The following is a 19795-nucleotide window of genomic DNA, read 5'->3' as shown; positions in this document are numbered from 1 at the left end:
AGACTTGGAGAAAATCTGCGGCAGGTTTTCTTTGTTAATAATTTCCGAGTTTATTCAGATATTTGTCAATCGTATTAAGTCTTTTTTCAATTCCTTTGGCCTTATGGCTGATGATTTCCAGCAAAGACTCTGTTACGAACTGCGGAGCGATCATAGAGTTGAAGAATGTATTACTGTCTACCGGGACTGTGAGAAGAATGTCGGCATATTGTGCAAGCAGGGAACTTGGCTTATCGGTGATCACGATTATGGAAGCTCCAGCATCGCGTGCCATCTCGGCGGTCACTTTGTCCTGAGAAGAATATCTTGGAAAACTAAATAATACCAGACAGTCGGTCTGCGAGATATTGCACATATGATCAATCGGGCTCATGGAAGTTGTGGTTGTCATGGTTACATGCGGAACCATCTGCTTTAAATACAGGAGAAAGAAATCTGCAAGACAGATATTGCCTCTCGTTGCAGCAATGTATTTGTGTTTACTGGAAACAATAAGATCCGCAGCCTTCTCAAAGGTCTCAATGGAGTTTTGGATAAATATCTCTTCAAGGTTATGAGCAGCATTCTTAAAATGCCGGTTGATGTAATCAGAAGAGTTGTCTAATTTTGCCTGCTTTGCAATCCGCTGGGATGGGATCGTGATACTGCTGGAAATGCTGAGTACTTTGTCCTGATAATCTTTCCGCAGTGCCTTCTGAAAATCCATAAAGCCGTCAAATCCGATCGTACGGCTGAAACGGATTACGGAAGACTCGCTCACCCCGAGCTTTAAAGCAATCTCCGTAGATGTCATAAAACAGGCTTCCGAAGCATTATCCAGAACATATTCCGCAATGATCCTCTGCGTCTTGGTAAGATGTGCAGAATGGAGTAATTCCTTCATATCTTTCATAATATAGTTCCTCCGAAAGTGATATTGATAATTAGATTAAAACATGAATCTTGGAAAGTTGCAAGACGGAGAGCATGAAAAAAGAAAAAAACGTGTGGATATGGGGAAAAGAAGATAGAACTTATAGATAATGATGATTTTTTCTCGTTATTTATATATCACACAAATGAAGTATACTCCAATCTTTTTGAATGAAAATCGTAAAAAAAGAAGAAAACTATGTGTATATTGCACAAAAATATGTGTGAAAATAATAACGCATATGGATAAAGTGCAAAAATAATTGTGTACAAAAAAATAATGGTATGTTATTATCAAACCAACGAACGACGAAAGAGAGGAAAAGAAATGTTACAAACAATTGAAAACGTGAATGCGGCCGTTAACAATTTCGTCTGGGGGGTTCCGGCAATGGTCTGTATCATCGGTGTAGGGCTTGTACTTTCAGCTCGTACAGGATTTATACAGTTCCGAAAATTTGGGTATGCCATTAAGAATTCTATCGGACGTATCTTCACAAAGTCAGAAGCGAAAGAAGGTAGTATCACTCCATTCCAGGCAGTGTGTACGGCGCTTGCGGCAACGGTAGGAACAGGAAATATTGCCGGAGTTGCCGGTGCGATTGCAATCGGAGGAGCAGGAGCAGTGTTCTGGATGTGGGTGTCCGCATTGCTTGGAATGTGTACGAAGTTCTCAGAAGTTACACTTGCAGTTCATTACAGAGAGAAGAATGCAGAGGGAGATTATGTTGGGGGCCCGATGTATTATATCAAGAACGGTCTTGGCAAGAAATGGTACTGGATGGCTTCGGTCTATGCGATCCTTGGAAGTTTGACAGTACTCGGAACAGGAAATGCAACACAGGTAAATACCATTACGACATCCATCGATTCAGCACTTATAAGCTACAATGTGATTGATGACGCACAGATAAGTATGGTGAATCTGGTGATCGGAATTGTGATTGCAGCACTGGTAGCGGTTGTTTTACTTGGCGGAGTAAAACGTATCGGTACCGTAACAGAGAAGCTGGTTCCATTCATGGCAGTATTCTATATCATCCTTGCAATCGGAGTAGTTGCACTGAATGCAGACAAAGTTCCACATGTATTTGAGATGATCTTTGTAGGAGCATTTAACCCGTCCGCATTTACCGGCGGTGTGGTTGGAAGCATGTTTATGACTATGAGACGTGGTGTTTCCAGAGGTATCTTCTCAAATGAAGCCGGAATCGGTACCGGATCGATCGCACATGCATGTGCAGATACAGATGAACCTGTAAAACAGGGTATGTTTGGTATCTTTGAAGTATTTGCAGATACAATCGTGATCTGTACACTGACAGCACTGGTTATCCTTTGTGGCGGCGAAGGAATCCAGTACGGCGTGGCAGCAGGTGCGGAGCTTACCATCTCAGGATTCGTAACAACGTATGGAAGCTGGGTGACGATCTTTACTGCAATTGCAATGTGCTGTTTCGCATTCTCAACGATTCTTGGATGGGGACTTTACGGAGCAAGATGTGTCGAGTTTGTATTTACAACAAAGGTTGTGAAACCATTTATGATCGTGTATGCGTTGGTCGCAATCCTTGGTGCAACAGTGGATCTTGGTATCATCTGGGGAATTGCAGATACCTGTAATGGTCTGATGTCTATCCCTAACTTGATCGCATTATTCCTGTTGTCAGGAACAGTGGCAAAACTGGTAAAAGATTACTTTGCAAAACAAGAGAAAAAGAATTAGAAAGACAAAAAAATAACTTACTAGTGAAAAAAATAACTTTTATTGCATTAACAACTTGAGTGTGTTAGTATAAGTTCAGACAGAAATGAAGAATATTCTTCAACAAAATAACAATAAGAAAAATAATCTTCACTTCAAAAAACAAACGGATTAAAATTTTTTAGGAGGTTTTTCAAAATGAAAGTAGGATGTGTAAAAGAGATTAAAAACAACGAGTTCCGTGTAGGTATGACACCTGACAATGTTAAGAGCTATGTGAACGCAGGACACGATGTTTATATCGAAAAAGGTGCCGGAGAAGGATCAGGATTCTTAGATGCCGAATATGTGGCAGCTGGGGCTAAGATGATTGATACAGCAAAAGAAGTATGGGATACTGTAGAGATGATGATCAAAGTAAAAGAGCCGCTTCCGGAAGAATATCCATTATTCCATGAAGGACTGATCCTTTATACATATCTTCACCTTGCAGCAGACAAGCCGCAGACAGATGCTCTTCTCGGAGCAAAGGTAAAAGGTGTTGCTTATGAGACACTGATCGAAAGAAACGGAAGTATTCCTCTGCTTGCTCCAATGAGCCAGATCGCAGGACGTCTGAGTATTCAGGAAGGTGCAAAATATCTTGAGAAGAGATTTGGAGGAGAAGGTGTTCTCTTAGCAGGAGTTCCTGGAACACCAAAGGCTAACATCGTAATCCTCGGAGGCGGATCTGTAGGAACAAACGCTTGTAAGATCGCTGTAGGAATGGGTGCTAATGTAACAATCATGGACATCAACCTTCAGAGACTTGCTTATCTGGATGATATCTTCGGAGCACGTATCCAGACACTTGTTTCTAATGATGCAAATATCGAAAAAGCTGTAAAAGAAGCAGACCTTGTAATTGGATGTGTTCTGATTCCAGGAAAATCAGCTCCTAAGATCTTCAAGAAAAAATATCTCAAAGAGATGAAACCAGGTGCTGTATTTGTAGACGTAGCTGTTGATCAGGGCGGATGTGGTGAGACAACAAAAGTTACATACCACGATGATCCGATCTTCATCGAAGATGGTGTTGTTCACTACTGTGTAGGAAATATGCCTGGAGCAGTTCCAAGAACATCTACAATTGCACTGACAAATGCTACACTGTCTTATGGACTGCAGATTGCAGGAAAAGGACTTGAGCAGGCATGCAAAGATAACGAAGTTATCTATTCAGCTGTAAATACATACGATGGAAAATTAACATGCAAGAACGTAGCAGACAGTTTTGACTGCTATGAATACACAGATATCAGAACTGTATGTTAATTGAATCGCTATTGTAATAAGAAGAAACTAAAACTAAATGATTGATTCCTATGAGTGGAAAATGCCGGTATCTTGGGGTGCCGGCATTTTTCTTTTGAGTTTTCTGTATTGGGCTATAAGCATGCAGTTCCCGAGATGATAGCATTGTGGAAAATGCACACAGATCTAATGATCGGAGTTATCGTATGCCCGATCACTTCCGGAGATACTGCATTCCGTAGTGCCCGTCTGGTACTGGCAGACTGGTTCAAAGTTGATCAGAATAAGATGCAGAAACGTCTGATGTTATGTGTTCCGCTTCTGGCAGTCGGAGCATTTGTTGGACATCTGGATTATGCAATCGTATGGAGATACTTCAGCTGGACAAACCAGACACTTGCTATGATCGTTCTGTGGACAGCAAGTATGTATCTGTTCCGCGAGAAGAAGAATTACTGGATCACAGCGGTACCGGCAACATTCATGAGTGCAGTTTCCATGACATATTTCTTCTGTGCAGAAGAGTGTCTGGGACTTTCTACGAAGGTTGCTTATCCGGTAGGAATTATTCTGGCAGCAGCATTCCTTGGAATCTTTATCCATGCTACAAAGAAACCAATGAAAGCATAGTTGTAAGACAGCGTAATTTGAATACATAAAAAGGCAGAATGAATTGACAGAAATGAGATGATGAAAAGATGAAACCACAAAGACTGGGTAATGTATCGATTCCGGATGAAGAATTGATAAAAGACAGAAAAGAATGTAAGAAGATCGGACCTTGCGGAATTGGAAAAAAGGCGGTGTATCTTAGCAGCTTTTATATTGACAGAAGGTATTACATACCGATCAGTTCTGTAAAAAGGATCTTCAAAAGAATCGCCATGAGTAAGGGTGGATTTACAGGAAAAGGAGTATTCGGTACATTATCCTATCTTGTGATCGTATATGAGGACGGAAAAGAAAAGCAATGTAATTTCAAACATGAAGAAGATGTGGACAGATTTGTTGCATACATAGAAGAAAAATATCCGGATATTCCGGTACACAGTCTTGAGGCTGAGCGAAAGCTGGCAGAGAAGGAAAGATGGCTGGCAGAAAAGCAAAGAGAAAGAAATGTATCGGAAGAAACAAAAAGATGTCTCGTGAAGCTGGAACAGGCAGAACAGTATCTGAAAAAGCAATCGGATATCTATATGGACTTGAGTCAGTCGGCGAAGAAAAAGCGTACTTATGACAGAAGTAATCCGGCGTATAAATGGGTAGCTCTTGCAATCGTACTGATGGGCGGTGCGGCATTCGTCTATGGTATCTATGCATTGACGACCCATGCAGGATTTGGAATGTATTTCCTTTTGTTTGGTCTGGCTGCAATCTTCTTATTTGCCGGAGCGAATGTACTTCCGACTTCGAAGAATAATAAGAATTATATTGAGAAGCGGCTGACGGAATCGATCAGTCAGATGGAAGAGTATATCAGAGTGTATCCGGATTTTCCGGTACCGGCTCACTATGCACATCCGATTGTGCTAAAGAGAATGCAGGAGATTATGAAAGAAGGGCGTGCGAGAAATATTCCGGAAGCATTGCAGGTTTTGAAAAAAGATCTGAAAGCGTTGAATTCCAGCGTAGTCGTCGAGAAAGAAGAGTATGACGAAGTGGTGGCGATCAAACCGATGTTTCTGGTGATGGATTATAAATAATTTGGCAGATAGAAAATGCGGTCGGCATATATTCTGAGATTATGAGTAAGAATATATTGCCGGCCATATTTTTGACATATCAAAGTATACAAGAGAAGATACCAGCGGGAGGTTCTTTGTAGCGCTATGTGTTTGAAAGAAGCCACCGGTGGCGGGTACTTAGATTTTAAGCTTCAATGTATATGCTAAAACCAGGAATAGTATTGCGATACATTTCACACCAATAGACACTCCGACATACCCCGGCAGCAAATATCCTTTTTGCTTTTTGCCTAATATTAAAGAAATGATATCGATTATAAGAAAGACGATTAGAACAATTGCAGCACCGAAGATCAGTAGCATAGCATCACCATTATTATGTGTCAGTGCAGTTACGACTCCAACATTTGTAATTGACATCCAACTGTAGATTATGTATATCATGCATATTAAGTTAAAAATAATATCAAAGACAACTTTTTCGTTTCTTGTTCCGTTCTTCATTTTAATGTCCCCTTTCTTTAAGAGAATTTGGTAATAGCCGGCATTCTTATCAATTTTTTGTTTCTTCTCTTTTGTTGTCTATAATATAAACCATCAAGTAACTTGAAAGTCAATAGTTTTAGAAAAAATAATTTGTAACTGTTTCTGTATTGTGGACAAATCAGAATGTTGGTATAATGAGAACATACATTCGAAATGAGAAAAGACAACTTTGTGAATGAATTTGTGAGTAAAGGAAGGAGGAGAACAGGCATGGCAGACAAAGGACAGAGAAGCTATATCGCAATCGACCTGAAATCATTTTACGCATCGGTAGAATGCAAAGAAAGAGAACTGGATCCGATGACGACCAATCTGGTAGTAGCGGACAAAAGCCGTACGGAAAAGACTATCTGTCTGGCAGTGTCTCCTTCCTTGAAATCCTACGGGATACCGGGCCGTGCCCGACTCTTCGAGGTCGTGCAGAAGGTAAAAGAAGTGAATAAAAGACGGATCTGCATGGCACCCGGAAAGAAGTTTGCAGGAACTTCCACAGATAACGAAGAATTAAAAGCACATCCGGAATTGGAACTGGCTTATATTACAGCAGTTCCGAGGATGGCATTATATATGAAATACAGTACAGAGATCTATAACATTTATCTGAAATACGTTGCACCGGAGGATATCCATGTCTATTCCATTGACGAGGTATTCATGGATGTGACCGATTACCTGAATACTTACCGGATGACGGCAAGAGAGCTGGCTGGAAAGATTATTCGAGAGATCCAGCAGGAGACGTCGATTGCGGCAACGGCCGGAATCGGAACGAATCTGTATCTGTGTAAAGTTGCCATGGATATTGTGGCGAAGCATATTGAACCGGATCAGAATGGGGTGAGGATCGCAGAACTTACAGAAATTTCTTATAGGAAGCTTTTGTGGGTGCACCAGCCGATCACGGATTTCTGGCGTGTGGGCCCGGGGTATGCGAAGAAGCTTGCGGAAGTCGGATTATTCACCATGGGAGATGTGGCAAGATGCTCGCTTGGGAAAACAGGAGATTATTATAATGAAGATCTGCTGTACCGGTTGTTTGGCATCAATGCAGAACTTCTGATCGATCATGCATGGGGATGGGAGCCTTGCACGATCACAGATGTGAAGGCGTATAAGCCTGAGAATAACAGTATGGGTGCGGGACAGGTACTGCACTGTCCATATGATTTCGAACAGACAAAGATCGTGGTAAAGGAAATGATTGACCAGCTGGCGCTGGATCTGGTAGATAAATGTCTTGTGACAGATCAGATCGTTCTGACGATCGGATATGACATCAAGAATCTGGAACAAGGAATGAAGAAAAATGTAGGAGAGATCACGACGGACTGGTATGGCAGGAAGCTGCCGAAACATGCACACGGAACCGCTAATCTGAAGCAGCATACTTCTTCATCGAGGCTGATGACACAGGCGGTTGTAAAGCTGTATAATGAAATTGTGAATCAGAATCTTCTGATCCGCAGGATTACGATGGCGGCGAATCATGTGATCAGTGAAAAAAAGGTTCGGGAAGAACAGCAGTATGAACAGATGAATCTTTTTACAGATTTTGGCACTGCAAAGAAGGAAAAAGAAGAGAAGAATGAGAAGCTGGAACGGGAAAAGAAGATGCAGAAAGCGATGCTAGATATTAAGAAAAAATATGGAAAGAATGCAATCTTAAAAGGAATGAATCTGCAGGAGGATGGAACTGCGATGGAACGGAACCGGCAGATCGGAGGACATAAAGCGTGAAAAATGATAATGTTTTGAAAGAAAATGTTACACAGGTTTCGGGAAAATTACAGAAATCGGTGATCGAAGTGCAGCAAAAGTATGGAGATATTCTGAACCTTCCGCATCATGTATCGGAGACACATCCGCCGATGCCGATAGCAGACCGAGCGGCTCAGTTTGCACCATTTGCGGCACTGACCGGCTATAAAGAAGCAATAGAAGAGACAGAGCGGCTGGCAGAGAAAAAAATCGAGAGGGAATACGAGTAAAGGCAAAAAATGGAAGAAAAATATGGTGAATCTCTTGACCTTCAAGCGGCTTGAAGGAATATAATCATCTTAACAAAGAGGGAGAAGGATGTAGATATCCGGAATGAGGGAAGGTGACAGTATGGAAAAAAGTGAAGAAAGAAACAAAATCATTTCTGAACTTCAGACAGTAATAAAAGAACAGGTTGAATTAAAAGAAAGCGAAATACCGGGAACCATTACATTTCAGGTTATGTCTGTGGATGGTGGGAATGTACCGGTGGGAGCCGGTGAAGTGCTTCTGCTTCGTTACAGTGCGACTCATCTGGAATACAGTCATGAGTTGGAAGACGAGAACCAGAAGTTTCATATGGCAGTTCATATCATTTATTGTAAAGAGCAGAAAGGTTTATTTGGTAAAGTAAAATACAAGACGATAAAACACCGCAAAGAGATCATTACAGAGGCAGACTGGAAGAATGGAAAGAAGGTGTCACTTTATGAAGATTAAAGATGTAGAAAAACAGGTTGGGATTTCCAAGGCGAATATAAGATTTTATGAAGAAGAAGGACTGATCCATCCGGCACGTAATCAGGAAAATAATTACCGGGAGTATTCAGAAACAGATGTAGAACAGCTTCAGGAAATTAAAAAGCTGCGTCTGATCGGTATTCCGGTACAGGAGATCAAAGATATCTATGAAAACAGATTGACTTTACAGGAAGCATTATCTCACAGATTAGATGAGATCGAAAAAGAAGAACGAACATTAAAAGAGACAAAATTGACCTGTCAGAAGGCATTGAAAAGTAAGCTTGACATTACATCGATCGATCAGCTTGAGATTGAGGAAGAAAAAGAAGAGTGGCAGGTACGTCTGGCAATTCTTTTGAAAGAGGATATTGTACAGAAAAAATTAAGCAGGGATGAGATGAACAATGAGATTGCATGCTTTTTTATTGCAGGAACGATCTTAAGTGTGATATCTATATGGCTGCTCCCGAAGGATTATATCGGAACACATCTTTATGTCGGGCTGATTTCACTTGCAGCTGTGGTTGGTCTGTTGATCATAGGAGCATGTTCAGCGAATATGAAAGTGCATTTGGCGTTGTTACTTTTGGGGGCGGTTGTACAGCCTGTCGGACTTTTTACAATCGGAACATTGATGGGAAGAGGATATATTGTGTGTCGTGATACGGCGGTACTGAAACAGTATGTAATCTACCTGTATGGCGGGGCATTTATTCTTGCAATTATATTGTGGATGGGCTCAAAGCTGAACCGTTATATCCTGAACAAACTCTGGATCAGTATGCTTGCAAGCCTGATCATGGCAGGAGTGATAGCGCAGATGCTGAATCAGAAGTATGGCCATTTGATGGCAACCGGTGAACTTATTGTCGGATTCCTGTGTACGGTTATTTATCTAATCGCAGTATCCGGAACATGGACACTGGCGAATGCAGACTGGGGAAAATATAACCGGTATCATGCAGTGTATACGTCGAACAAGATGATCAATGTATTCGCAACGATATTCAATGCAGCCGGATACTATAGTGGAAAGAACTGGAGGAGATAGCGGATATGAATTATATTACATTTAATGAGATGATTGAAGTGAACGGATTGCTGGAGGAGAAAGGGCTGAATTTTAAGGTTCACTTGAGAGATGCCTGTGGAAAACAGTCCTGCTGGATTGAACCGTTAGGAAATTGTGCATGCGAAGGACGGTATGAGGAGATGTATCAGGTTGTGGAGGAGTATTTTAGAAGTAAAGGGCAGAAGATAGAGTTTGATGAGACGAAGTTGAATTTTTTTGCTGTTTAATACAGTATTGTGGCTTACCCCGGTCCATGATACTGAATTCAATAGCGGAATTGTAACCTGTGTATGGCCGAAAAGTTGTGGCGGAAGCCTTGACTTTCCGGCTTTTTTTGTACACTTCCGGTATCACAGCAGTTATGGTTCCGCTGTTGAATCATTACAGCATGCGATACCCACGGAATGACCGCTTCATGTAATAAACAGCAACAAAATTTGTTTGAAAATATATTGAATAATATTTATTTATATGTTAATCTATATAAAAGCATACTTCAAAAGAAATCTAAGGTATATTGAATCATATACTATCTACATTCTAATTGCATTTCAGGAATCTATGTTTTTTATACCAATCAATTGTAAAAAGCAGGAGAGGACTGAACGTGTAAGTAAGATATCCTCCTGCACATAGGAGGAATTAAATATGGCGAGAAGAAAAAGTCAGAAGAGACGTAACAAAAAGTATCAGGTAAGCAACCGTCAGTTAAAGGCAAAACGGCCATACAAAGATACGATTTTTCGAATGTTGTATCATGATAAAGAAAATCTGCTATCATTGTATAATGCAGTGAATGGTCGGAATTATACTAATGTAGAAGATTTGCAGATTGTCACATTAGAAAATGCAATTTATATGGGAATGAAAAATGATCTGGCGTTTATTATGGATATGAATTTATATTTGTATGAGTACCAGTCGACGTATAACCCGAATATTCCGCTTAGAAATTTATTCTATATTGCGGATGAATATCAAAGATTAGTAGTTCGGAAATCTTTATATTCCACGGTAATACAAAAGATACCGACACCAAGATTTATTGTATTTGATAATGGAACGAAAAAGGTAGACGATTATAATGAATTCCGATTATCTTCAGCTTATGAGAATCCGACGGATGATCCGGATCTGGAATTAAAGGTGACTATGTTGAATGTAAATGATGGTCATAACCTAGAACTGATGGAACACTGCAGAACATTAAAGGAATATGCCAAATATGTTGCGAGGGTAAGAAAATATGTGACGCAGAATATTCCTCTGGAAGAGGCAGTTACGCGAGCGGTAGATGAATGCATAGAGGAAGGAATTCTGGCAGAATTTTTGGTGAAGAATAAGGCAGAGGTGATCAAAGTGAGCATCTATGAGTATGATAAAGAATTTGAAGAGAAAAAATTACGGAAAACGGAGTATGAAGCTGGTGTGGAGGCTGGAGTAGAAGCTGGAATTGAACTTGGAGAACGGAGTCTTCTGAAAAATCAGATTAGAAAGAAGTTGAAAAAAGGAAAGTCTATAGAACAAATTGCGGATGAATTGGAAGAAGAAGTAACTACAATTCAACGAATTATAGAAGAAATAAAAAAAGAAAAATAAGTATATGATCAGGAAGGCTGTTGCGTCTGCAATAGTCTTCTTTTACGATTCAGAGCTTTTTACCTTAAAATTCAAAAAGTAAAGGATTCGTCGATTGACGTATTTAACAAAAAATGTATATGATGTAATTAAACAAAGAAGTTCATTCGGCTTCAAAGAGTGGAAAAAGGAAGTGAATTACATGGATGCAAAAGTATTTGGAAAATTTATCATGGAGCGGAGAAAGCAGCTGGGTATGACACAGGCGGAACTGGCAGAAAAGATAAATGTAACGGATAAGGCAGTCAGCAGATGGGAAAGAGGACTTGGTTTTCCAGACATTAATACGTTAGAACCATTGGCAGATGCACTCGGGATAGAAGTGGTGGAGCTTATGAGATCGGAAATCAATACAGAAAGAAGAGAAACTGCTGTAGATCGGAAGAAGGTAGTAGAGATTATGAAATCAACGGCAGAGATATCGGAGTATCATGCGGCAAAGAAAATGAAATGGTTAATCAGTGGAATTAGCTTTGTAATGGCAGTATTAGGTGTAATGGTTACACAGTCAACAAAAGTGTTTTCTTCGATTGCATTTTATGGCTGTATCATAGGATGTACTACATGTGTGGTTCTTTTACGGCAATATTGGGAAATTCGTGAAAAAAGGGAATTTTATTTTTCACTTATCTGGTGTCTGGGGGCAGCCAGTCTGATATGGATGTTCCAGTTGTTTTCGATAAAAGCAATAAACAGTATCATGGATGTGGGGAGCATTCTTATTGGTAGTGTGATTGATTTTATATTTTTAAAAGATTTTATTGAAAGTGTAATTAAGAAAAAATATCTGCAAATGGCAGTGTGTGGAATATTTCTTCTTTCAACGACAGTAGAATATTTTCGGATTGTATTAAAGTAATAAATGCATTTATTAATTCTCGTGTTGCTTTCTTGAAAAATATAAGTTAAACTTATAATAAATAAAATTTTACAGAGAGAATGAGGAAAAGTCATGGAAAGCAACAAAGAAGAAAAGATAAAGACGGTCAGTGAAGAGAATATCTATAAGCTGAACGGCAGGGTTCCACTTAGAAAAGCCATTCCGTTTGGCTTACAGCATGTACTGGCGATGTTCGTATCGAATCTGGCTCCGGTACTGATCGTGTGTAGTGCGGCAGTACTTAGAAGTAATGGGGCGCATTTAAGTTCGGCGGAGATTACACAGTTATTGCAGTGTGCGATGTTTGTAGCCGGAATCGGAACCTGTTTACAGTTATATCCGATTGGAGTGATCGGATCAGGACTTCCGATTATTATGGGAGTCAGTTTTACGTTTCTTGGAAGTCTGTTGGTAATTGCAACGAATCCGAATCTTGGATATGAAGGTATGGTTGGTGCAGTTATTCTGGGTGGTATTTTTGAAGGTTTTGTCGGACTGAGTGCCAAGTACTGGAGAAAATATCTGACTCCGGTTGTATCGGCTTGTGTAGTTATCGCGATTGGATTATCACTTCTGCCGGTAGGTATGGATTCCTGGGGCGGCGGAAGCGGAGTGAAAGACTTCGGTTCATGGTATCATCTGGTAGTAGGTGCATTTACATTGATCGTATGTCTGGTATCCAGAGAAGTATTGAAAGGCGTATATAAGAATTTAAATGTGCTGGTCGGACTGGTATTTGGCTATGCACTTGCAATTATATTTACTGTAGCGGGAATCGCACCGATGGTTGACTTTTCCGGTATTCATAAGACGATTCAAGAGGTTGGTGTGTTCAGTATCCCGAAGCTTGTGTTCCTGACCAGTCATAAGCCGGTATTCAATCTGGGAGCATTTTTTACGATCGCAATCGTATTCCTGGTATCGGCAGCAGAGACGACAGGTGCAACGACGGCAGTCTGTACGGGAGCACTTGGACGTGATCTTAAGATGAAAGAACTTCGCGGTTCACTGGCAGTTGATGGATTTTCCAGTGCAATCTCCGGATGTTTCGGATGTCTGCCGCTGACTTCTTTCAGCCAGAATATCGGACTGGTGACGATGACACAGGTGATCAACCGTTTTACAATCCTGATGGGGGCATTGATTCTGATCCTTGCATCTTTATTCCCGCCGCTTGGAGCATTCTTCAATTCACTTCCACAGGCAGTGCTTGGCGGATGTACGGTTATGATGTTTGGATCGATCATGTATGAAGGAATCAAGATGCTGAAAGAATGCAAATTCGATGACAGAACAATGATCATCGTGTCACTGTCATTTAGTATCGGAGTTGGTCTGACACAGACATCTGGGAACTTCTTTGCAGCATTTCCAAGTGCGGTAGGAGATGTATTTAATGGAAATGCGGTGGCAGGAGTGTTTGTGGTATCGTTACTTTTGAGTCTGTTTTTGCCGAAGAAGACGAAGGTGGAGTAAGCGAGAATATAAAACAACATAGTGAATCATAGAAGAAAAGATTATCTGGAGAAAGGGAAGTATCCGGATAATCTTTTTTTGGGGCCATGCGTTTATAAGTAGTTGCCGAAAGAAGATTCTTTAGAGTTAAAAATATAAGAAAAGTTGGAAAAATCACATAATTACAAAAAAAACGGTTGGAATATTGCGTGGTAAAAATTATTGACAAACGATAATTCCTTGCTATAATAAAATTATAAATTATCGAAAAACAATAATTTTCAAACAAAGAAAGGAGGAAATATGGGAATTCGTATATGCCTGGATGAAGTCCTGAAAAAGAAGGGAATGACTTCAAAAGAATTATGCAGACAAGTCGGTATTACCGAGGCTAATCTGTCGGTACTCCGAAGCGGAAAAGCCAAAGGTATCCGTTTGCATACGATGAATCGTATCTGTTATTTCCTTCAATGTGATGTAGGTGATATTTTAAAATTTGATGGAAATCTGGATGAAGAGGAGGGTGAATAATATGAAGATGAAAAGTTTTGAAAAATTCCGGAAACCACTGACCAGTCTGATGAGATTTCTGGAAATCTTACATTGGTTCGATGGTATCGTATTACTTTGGGCGGGATCGGCTATACCTATGCACAGCGTGCACATTAACGGGGCTATATTCGGCATCAAACAGGATACCATGATGAATGCCTACGGGATGTTCTTTACACTGATTGATGCAAAGGGAAATATGCGGATGCATCTGGTATCCGTGTGGCTTCTGCTGTTGGGAGCAACATCTATATTACTGGCCCTGATTTTTCGCAACGTTCATAAAATACTGAAGTCACTGGAAGGCACAAAGGAACAACCAGAAATGGGCACACCGTTTACAGCAGAAAATGTAGAAAGAGTAAAGAAAATAGGAATTTACAGTATAGTAATGCCGACGATTCAGAATGTGGTCGTTTATATTTGCGGAGTATTGATTAAAATGAATGGACTGAAAGATATCAATTTTGAAGTGAGAGGATTCATTTTTGGAATTATTGTTTTATGTTTAGCCTATGTATTCTCTTATGGAGTAAATCTGCAGGAAGAAGTAGATGGGTTTATCTAAGATTTCTATTTGGAGAGGAGAGATGGATATGCAGAAAAGTATCAAATCATTGAAAAGAAATGGCATATTGTTATTGGCGTATGATTTATTGGTGTTATGTATTGTATTTGTAAAAAATGGAATGATAAATATGTCAGCGGAAGCGGCCACTTCTCTAATTGTATCTATTGGTTTTGGAATATTCATCAATTTACTCTGGATCGTGGATTCCAAAACCTGGATTACTGATTACGGAAAAAGGAAATGTATCTGGTCCTATTGGTGTGGCGAAATTGTACTTCTGCTGTTAGTAGTTGCTTTGGAAAATATGAATCAACTGGTTGCAACATCTGCCATATTAGGAATGATGGCGGTATATCTTATAATTGGTATATGGTGGGTGAACCGTAAGCTCTAATGTGCTAATGCTCACCACACACATCCAGAAATTCCTGCACCAGCGGCACTGGTTTCTTTCCTTTCGCCCAGATCAGAAGAATCTTGGTTACAAGATCCGGCTCATCCAATTCTTGTATACAAAGGCCATCACACAAGCTTGCCATGGACTGTGGAAAGATGGCAGTTGCAAGATTGTCCTTTGCCCAGAGCATTGCACCTCTCGGATCGTCGCAGACACAGAAGATGTCCGGATTCATATTCTGGGCATGAAAGGTATTCATGATGAGTTCTTCGTATCTTCGGTATAAGATTAATGGTCTGTGTAGAAGATCAGCGAGTTTTAAGGAAGAGGCAGTATTTTCTGGCGCAGATACCGCGATCATCGGCTCAGAACACAATTCCATATAAGACACCTCGTCAAGACGCAGTGGTGTTCTGGCAACGGAGATATCGATGATCCCGTCCAGAAGATACTGATAAAGCGAATAAGTGATCCCGTCGTGGACTTCAAAGTTCACGTCGGGATTTTTTTTTGAAAACTGGGAAATATAAGGCATGATGGTATCTACCGTTGTCGGAGTCAGGCCGATACGTAGGATACGTTTTTTACCGGTTTTTGAGACTTCCAGTTCGGTAGACTTTGCGTATTCCAGCAGGTTACCGGAGCGGTCGTAGAGAAGCTTGCCGGCTTCAGTCAGGGTAACACCCTTGCTGGTGCGGTCGAAAAGTTTTACATTTAATTCATTTTCCAGCTGGCGGATCTGATAGCTGAGCGGCGGCTGGGACATATTTAAGTGTCTTGCAGCTTCGTTGATGCTGCCGGTGGATGCAATCTCGCGGAAATATTCTAACTGTCTGAGTTCCATGTTGGATTACCTGCCTTATATATTTTTTGTATTGCAAAGCTATAAAAACAATATTATTCATATCAATGATAACGGACTATAATAAAACAGTCAAGGGACATTATGAATAAGTAGATAACAGATGATTTATTAGTTATCGGATAGAAAAAGGAATGGAGTGAAAGAAATGAAGCGTCTTGAGAAATTTCTGAGACCATACCGCAGGGAAAGTATCCTGGCACCGCTTTTTAAATTGCTGGAAGTGGTATTCGATCTTATGGTTCCGGTTGTGGTAGCTCAGATCATTGATGTGGGCGTTGCGAAGAATGACCGTGGATATATTGTGGAAATGTTCTTCGTATTACTACTCATGGCAGCAGTCGGACTGTTGTGCAGCTTTACCGCACAGTTCTTTGCTGCAAAGGCAAGTGTCGGATTTGCGACCAGTGTCAGACAGGCAATGTTCGACCATATCCAGAGACTGTCATTTACAGAACTGGATACGCTCGGAACGGATACGCTGATCACAAGACTGACGGACGATGTGAACCAGGTACAGAACGGAATTAACATGGGACTGCGTCTGTTGCTGAGAAGTCCGTTTGTCGTGATCGGTGCGATGGTGATGGCATTTACCATCAATGTGCGCTGCGCACTGATCTTTGTCGTGACAGTGCCAATCCTGTTTGTAGTTGTATTTTCCATTATGCTGATCAGTATTCCGCTGTTCAAGAAAGTACAGGCAGGACTGGACCGTGTGACAGGACTTACAAGAGAGAATCTGACAGGTGTCCGTGTCATCCGTGCGTTCTGCAGGGAAGAACAGTCGGTGGAGGAATTCGAAGAAGGAAACCGTGAGCTTACGAGACTGAATGAATTCGTAGGAAGAATTTCTGCTCTTCTGAATCCGCTCACGTATGTACTGATCAACGTGGCAACTGTGTTACTGATCGCGCGTGCCGGAGTGCAGGTGAATATCGGGAATCTGCAGCAGGGACAGGTGGTAGCACTGTATAACTATATGGCACAGATCATTGTAGAGCTGATCAAATTAGCCTCTCTGATCATTACGTTGAATAAATCAATGGCTTGTGCAGACCGTGTGGCCGGTATCCTGGATGTGAAGTCCAGTATGGAATACAAAGCAGTGGCTGGAAATGATAAAGCTGATGATAATATGGCTGTTGAGTTCAATCACGTCACCTTCACCTACGAAGGTGCCGGAGCATCCAGCTTATCAGACATCACCTTCCGGGCGAAGAAAGGACAGACGATTGGAATCATCGGAGGAACCGGAAGTGGTAAGAGTACACTGGTCAGCCTGATTCCGAGATTCTATGATCCACAGGAAGGTACGGTAAAGGTAAATGGCATCAATGCAAAGGACTATCCGCAGGGAGAACTTTGCCGTGAGATCGGAGTGGTTCAGCAGCGTTCCATCCTGTTCAAAGGAAGTATCCGTGATAATCTAAAGTGGGGCAATGATCAGGCTTCAGATGAAGATTTGTGGAAAGCGATCACAATCGCTCAGGCAAAAGATGTTGTAGAAGCTAAGCCTGGAAAGCTTGATTTTGAAGTGGAACAGAACGGACGCAACCTGTCCGGAGGACAGAAACAGCGTCTTACGATCGCGCGTGCACTGGTCAGCAAGCCGGATATCCTGATACTGGATGACAGTTTAAGTGCACTGGATTTTGCGACAGACGCAGCGCTTCGTAAAGCAATCGGTGAACTGGAAGGCAATGTGACAACATTCCTGGTATCCCAGAGAATTTCCGGCATCCGGCAGGCGGACAAGATCCTGGTTATGGACGACGGTGAACTGGCAGGTCAGGGGACACATGAAGAACTGATGAAAACCTGCGAGACTTATCAGGAAATCTATTATTCACAGTTCCCGGAAGAACGTCCGGTTGTAATGAAGACTTCGGAGAAGACAGAGAAAGGAGCGGCAGAGTAATGAAGAAATTATTAAAGCTCATAGGGAAATATAAGATTTTCCTTGGATTCAGTGTCATCTTTGCTGCGATCTCTGTAGTATTGCAGTTGTATGTGCCAGTCTTATTCGGAGATGCGATCGATGAAGTCGTGGCAGCACATCAGGTGAACTTTGATATGATGTGGTATTATCTGAGACAGATTCTGGTATTCATCGTGATATCGGCACTTGCTACCTGGTTCATGAATCTTTTGAATAATCGTATGACCTATCGTATTGTACAGGATATCCGGTCACAGGCAATCCGGCATATCCAGGTATTGCCGTTATCTTATCTGGATCAGCATAGTACCGGAGATATCGTAAGCCGTGTCATTGCAGATACAGATATCTTATCCGATGGTCTGCTGCTTGGATTTACACAGCTGTTTTCCGGAATTGTGACGATCGTTGTGACGCTGATCTTCATGTTCTCCAAGAATGTGTGGGTAACGCTTTTAGTGATCGTTCTGACACCATTTAGTTTCGTAGTAGCGAAATTCATTTCTTCCAGATCTTATACGATGTTCCGGAAGCAGAGCGAGACCCGAGGACGCCAGACTGCACTGATCGAAGAAATGATCGGCGGACAGAAGGTAGTCAAAGCATTCGGTTACGAGAAAGAATCATCCAGAAGATTTAATGAGATCAATAAAGAACTGCAGACATACAGCCAGAAAGCGGTATTTTACAGCAGTTTAACGAACCCATCTACACGATTTGTCAACAATATCATTTACGCCGGAGTAGCGCTACTCGGAGCTTTTCTGATACCGGGCGGAACGCTGACGGTTGGAGGACTTTCTGTACTGTTATCCTATGCGAACCAGTATATGAAGCCGTTCAATGATATCAGTTCGGTAATTACAGAGATGCAGAATGCGCTGGCATGTGCGGACCGTATCTTTGACCTGTTGGAGCAGAAAGAAGAGACACCGGATGCAGAAGGAGTATTTGCTACAGTCGATGGCAATGTTACAATTGATGATGTGGCATTCAGTTATGATAAAGAAAAAGAACTGATTAAGAATTTCAAGCTGGATGTAAAACCAGGTATGCGTATCGCAATCGTTGGTCCGACCGGATGCGGTAAGACGACATTTATTAATCTGCTGATGCGTTTCTATGACGTAGATGAAGGAAAGATCCTGGTGGATGAAAAAGACATCCGGGAAGTATCCAGACATGCGCTCAGAAGCAGCTTTGGCATGGTACTGCAGGATACCTGGATCAAGAGCGGAACCGTAAGAGACAACATCTGTTTTGGAAAGCCGGAAGCAACCGATGAAGAGATCATTCGTGCAGCGAAGGAAGCAAGAAGCTGGGAATTCATCCGGAGACTTCCGAAAGGTCTGGACACGGTGCTCCATGAAGACAGCATCAGCCAGGGACAGAAACAGCTTCTGTGTATCACAAGAGTCATGCTTTGTCTGCCGCCGATGCTGATCTTAGACGAGGCGACATCAAGTATTGATACCCGTACCGAACTGCAGGTACAGGAAGCATTTGATAAACTGATGAAGGGCAGAACAAGCTTTATCGTAGCACACAGACTTTCCACGATACGGAATGCTTCGTTAATCTTAGTTATGAAAGACGGTAAGATCATCGAGCAGGGCAATCATGAAGAACTGCTGAAAAAAGGTGGATTTTACCATAAACTGTATCACAGCCAGTTTGAAAGTTAATATATCAATGTAACATAAGTGAGGCCGGAGGTTTTTGAAATCTCCGGCCTCACTTATAATGCACAGTATGAATTTTTGCGGTATAATACAATTACAGT

General features: G+C 41.4%; 20 protein-coding genes. 17 read left to right on the top strand and 3 right to left on the bottom strand.

Going from position 1 to position 19795, the window contains the following annotated elements:
• Positions 1-34: 34 nt before the first annotated feature.
• The gene (locus tag GT508_RS00645; RefSeq protein ID WP_161143353.1) at positions 35-892 is read right to left on the bottom strand and encodes a MurR/RpiR family transcriptional regulator; all 858 of its coding nucleotides are present in this window, start codon (positions 890-892) and stop codon (positions 35-37) included.
• A 348-nt stretch (positions 893-1240) separates the two neighbouring features.
• On the opposite strand from GT508_RS00645, the gene GT508_RS00640 reads away from it, so the two are divergent.
• The 4 genes from GT508_RS00640 (at position 1241) to GT508_RS00625 (ending at position 5613) form a co-directional block, all read left to right on the top strand.
• Entirely contained in the window at positions 1241-2638 is a 1398-nt protein-coding gene (locus tag GT508_RS00640) for an alanine/glycine:cation symporter family protein (protein WP_028086092.1), read from the top strand.
• A gap of 177 nt (positions 2639-2815) precedes the next feature.
• Complete coding sequence (ald, locus tag GT508_RS00635) at positions 2816-3931, top strand: alanine dehydrogenase (protein WP_028086093.1); 1116 nt, start codon at positions 2816-2818, stop codon at positions 3929-3931.
• A 54-nt stretch (positions 3932-3985) separates the two neighbouring features.
• The gene (locus GT508_RS00630; RefSeq protein ID WP_442873219.1) at positions 3986-4540 is read left to right on the top strand and encodes a carbon starvation CstA family protein; all 555 of its coding nucleotides are present in this window, start codon (positions 3986-3988) and stop codon (positions 4538-4540) included.
• Positions 4541-4608: 68 nt separating this feature from the next.
• Positions 4609-5613 (top strand): ATPase P, encoded by a 1005-nt coding sequence (locus tag GT508_RS00625; protein WP_161143352.1) that lies wholly within the window; start codon positions 4609-4611, stop codon positions 5611-5613.
• Positions 5614-5772: 159 nt separating this feature from the next.
• Here GT508_RS00625 and GT508_RS00620 read toward each other — a convergent pair whose 3' ends face one another.
• The gene (locus GT508_RS00620) at positions 5773-6099 is read right to left on the bottom strand and encodes a hypothetical protein (RefSeq protein WP_161143351.1); all 327 of its coding nucleotides are present in this window, start codon (positions 6097-6099) and stop codon (positions 5773-5775) included.
• A 252-nt stretch (positions 6100-6351) separates the two neighbouring features.
• On the opposite strand from GT508_RS00620, the gene GT508_RS00615 reads away from it, so the two are divergent.
• The 11 genes from GT508_RS00615 (at position 6352) to GT508_RS00565 (ending at position 15205) form a co-directional block, all read left to right on the top strand.
• The gene (locus GT508_RS00615; protein ID WP_161143350.1) at positions 6352-7878 is read left to right on the top strand and encodes a Y-family DNA polymerase; all 1527 of its coding nucleotides are present in this window, start codon (positions 6352-6354) and stop codon (positions 7876-7878) included.
• The gene (locus GT508_RS00610; protein ID WP_161143349.1) at positions 7875-8129 is read left to right on the top strand and encodes a hypothetical protein; all 255 of its coding nucleotides are present in this window, start codon (positions 7875-7877) and stop codon (positions 8127-8129) included. The genes GT508_RS00615 and GT508_RS00610 overlap by 4 nt, the downstream gene beginning before the upstream one ends.
• Positions 8130-8250: 121 nt before the next feature.
• The gene (locus GT508_RS00605; RefSeq protein ID WP_161143348.1) at positions 8251-8619 is read left to right on the top strand and encodes a hypothetical protein; all 369 of its coding nucleotides are present in this window, start codon (positions 8251-8253) and stop codon (positions 8617-8619) included.
• Complete coding sequence (locus GT508_RS14780) at positions 8609-9694, top strand: MerR family transcriptional regulator (RefSeq protein ID WP_279283719.1); 1086 nt, start codon at positions 8609-8611, stop codon at positions 9692-9694. The genes GT508_RS00605 and GT508_RS14780 overlap by 11 nt, the downstream gene beginning before the upstream one ends.
• Before the next feature lie 5 nt (positions 9695-9699).
• Positions 9700-9942 carry an RDAC family protein gene (locus GT508_RS00595; protein ID WP_117596791.1) on the top strand — a complete coding sequence of 81 codons (243 nt, stop codon included), beginning with the start codon at positions 9700-9702 and terminating at the stop codon, positions 9940-9942.
• Between the two features lie 421 nt (positions 9943-10363).
• Positions 10364-11314, top strand: a complete 951-nt coding sequence (locus GT508_RS00590; RefSeq protein ID WP_161143346.1) for a hypothetical protein — start codon at positions 10364-10366, stop codon at positions 11312-11314.
• Positions 11315-11495: 181 nt separating this feature from the next.
• Positions 11496-12212 (top strand): helix-turn-helix domain-containing protein, encoded by a 717-nt coding sequence (locus GT508_RS00585; protein WP_161143345.1) that lies wholly within the window; start codon positions 11496-11498, stop codon positions 12210-12212.
• A gap of 93 nt (positions 12213-12305) precedes the next feature.
• The gene (locus tag GT508_RS00580) at positions 12306-13709 is read left to right on the top strand and encodes a uracil-xanthine permease family protein (protein WP_161143344.1); all 1404 of its coding nucleotides are present in this window, start codon (positions 12306-12308) and stop codon (positions 13707-13709) included.
• Positions 13710-13991: 282 nt separating this feature from the next.
• Positions 13992-14219 (top strand): helix-turn-helix domain-containing protein, encoded by a 228-nt coding sequence (locus GT508_RS00575; RefSeq protein WP_006427828.1) that lies wholly within the window; start codon positions 13992-13994, stop codon positions 14217-14219.
• A gap of 1 nt (position 14220) precedes the next feature.
• Positions 14221-14808 (top strand): DUF2975 domain-containing protein, encoded by a 588-nt coding sequence (locus GT508_RS00570; protein WP_022415222.1) that lies wholly within the window; start codon positions 14221-14223, stop codon positions 14806-14808.
• A gap of 28 nt (positions 14809-14836) precedes the next feature.
• On the top strand, positions 14837-15205 hold the full coding sequence (locus GT508_RS00565) for a hypothetical protein (RefSeq protein ID WP_161143343.1): 369 nt from the start codon (positions 14837-14839) through the stop codon (positions 15203-15205).
• A gap of 4 nt (positions 15206-15209) precedes the next feature.
• Here GT508_RS00565 and GT508_RS00560 read toward each other — a convergent pair whose 3' ends face one another.
• On the bottom strand, positions 15210-16052 hold the full coding sequence (locus GT508_RS00560; protein ID WP_161143342.1) for a LysR family transcriptional regulator: 843 nt from the start codon (positions 16050-16052) through the stop codon (positions 15210-15212).
• A 166-nt stretch (positions 16053-16218) separates the two neighbouring features.
• On the opposite strand from GT508_RS00560, the gene GT508_RS00555 reads away from it, so the two are divergent.
• Positions 16219-17991, top strand: coding sequence for an ABC transporter ATP-binding protein (locus tag GT508_RS00555; protein ID WP_161143341.1), 1773 nt, complete (start codon positions 16219-16221; stop codon positions 17989-17991).
• The gene (locus tag GT508_RS00550; protein ID WP_161143340.1) at positions 17991-19697 is read left to right on the top strand and encodes an ABC transporter ATP-binding protein; all 1707 of its coding nucleotides are present in this window, start codon (positions 17991-17993) and stop codon (positions 19695-19697) included. The genes GT508_RS00555 and GT508_RS00550 overlap by 1 nt, the downstream gene beginning before the upstream one ends.
• Positions 19698-19795: the final 98 nt, after the last annotated feature.

Origin of the sequence: Dorea sp. BIOML-A1, from assembly GCF_009875615.1 — a bacterium.
Taxonomy (GTDB): Bacteria; Bacillota; Clostridia; order Lachnospirales; family Lachnospiraceae; genus Dorea_A; species Dorea_A amylophila.
Note: the sequence above shows the minus strand (reverse complement) of the source record. Positions and strands in the feature narration are given on the sequence as shown.

Coding starts and splice junctions, on each gene's coding strand:
- GT508_RS00585 (WP_161143345.1), top strand. CDS start 11,496: ATGGATGCAAAAGTATTTGGAAAATTTATCATGGAGCGGAGAAAGCAG.
- GT508_RS14780 (WP_279283719.1), top strand. CDS start 8,609: ATGAAGATTAAAGATGTAGAAAAACAGGTTGGGATTTCCAAGGCGAAT.
- GT508_RS00555 (WP_161143341.1), top strand. CDS start 16,219: ATGAAGCGTCTTGAGAAATTTCTGAGACCATACCGCAGGGAAAGTATC.
- GT508_RS00590 (WP_161143346.1), top strand. CDS start 10,364: ATGGCGAGAAGAAAAAGTCAGAAGAGACGTAACAAAAAGTATCAGGTA.
- GT508_RS00595 (WP_117596791.1), top strand. CDS start 9,700: ATGAATTATATTACATTTAATGAGATGATTGAAGTGAACGGATTGCTG.
- GT508_RS00560 (WP_161143342.1), bottom strand. CDS start 16,052: ATGGAACTCAGACAGTTAGAATATTTCCGCGAGATTGCATCCACCGGC.
- GT508_RS00575 (WP_006427828.1), top strand. CDS start 13,992: ATGGGAATTCGTATATGCCTGGATGAAGTCCTGAAAAAGAAGGGAATG.
- ald (WP_028086093.1), top strand. CDS start 2,816: ATGAAAGTAGGATGTGTAAAAGAGATTAAAAACAACGAGTTCCGTGTA.
- GT508_RS00605 (WP_161143348.1), top strand. CDS start 8,251: ATGGAAAAAAGTGAAGAAAGAAACAAAATCATTTCTGAACTTCAGACA.
- GT508_RS00645 (WP_161143353.1), bottom strand. CDS start 892: ATGAAAGATATGAAGGAATTACTCCATTCTGCACATCTTACCAAGACG.
- GT508_RS00565 (WP_161143343.1), top strand. CDS start 14,837: ATGCAGAAAAGTATCAAATCATTGAAAAGAAATGGCATATTGTTATTG.
- GT508_RS00570 (WP_022415222.1), top strand. CDS start 14,221: ATGAAGATGAAAAGTTTTGAAAAATTCCGGAAACCACTGACCAGTCTG.
- GT508_RS00580 (WP_161143344.1), top strand. CDS start 12,306: ATGGAAAGCAACAAAGAAGAAAAGATAAAGACGGTCAGTGAAGAGAAT.
- GT508_RS00550 (WP_161143340.1), top strand. CDS start 17,991: ATGAAGAAATTATTAAAGCTCATAGGGAAATATAAGATTTTCCTTGGA.
- GT508_RS00620 (WP_161143351.1), bottom strand. CDS start 6,099: ATGAAGAACGGAACAAGAAACGAAAAAGTTGTCTTTGATATTATTTTT.
- GT508_RS00640 (WP_028086092.1), top strand. CDS start 1,241: ATGTTACAAACAATTGAAAACGTGAATGCGGCCGTTAACAATTTCGTC.
- GT508_RS00625 (WP_161143352.1), top strand. CDS start 4,609: ATGAAACCACAAAGACTGGGTAATGTATCGATTCCGGATGAAGAATTG.
- GT508_RS00615 (WP_161143350.1), top strand. CDS start 6,352: ATGGCAGACAAAGGACAGAGAAGCTATATCGCAATCGACCTGAAATCA.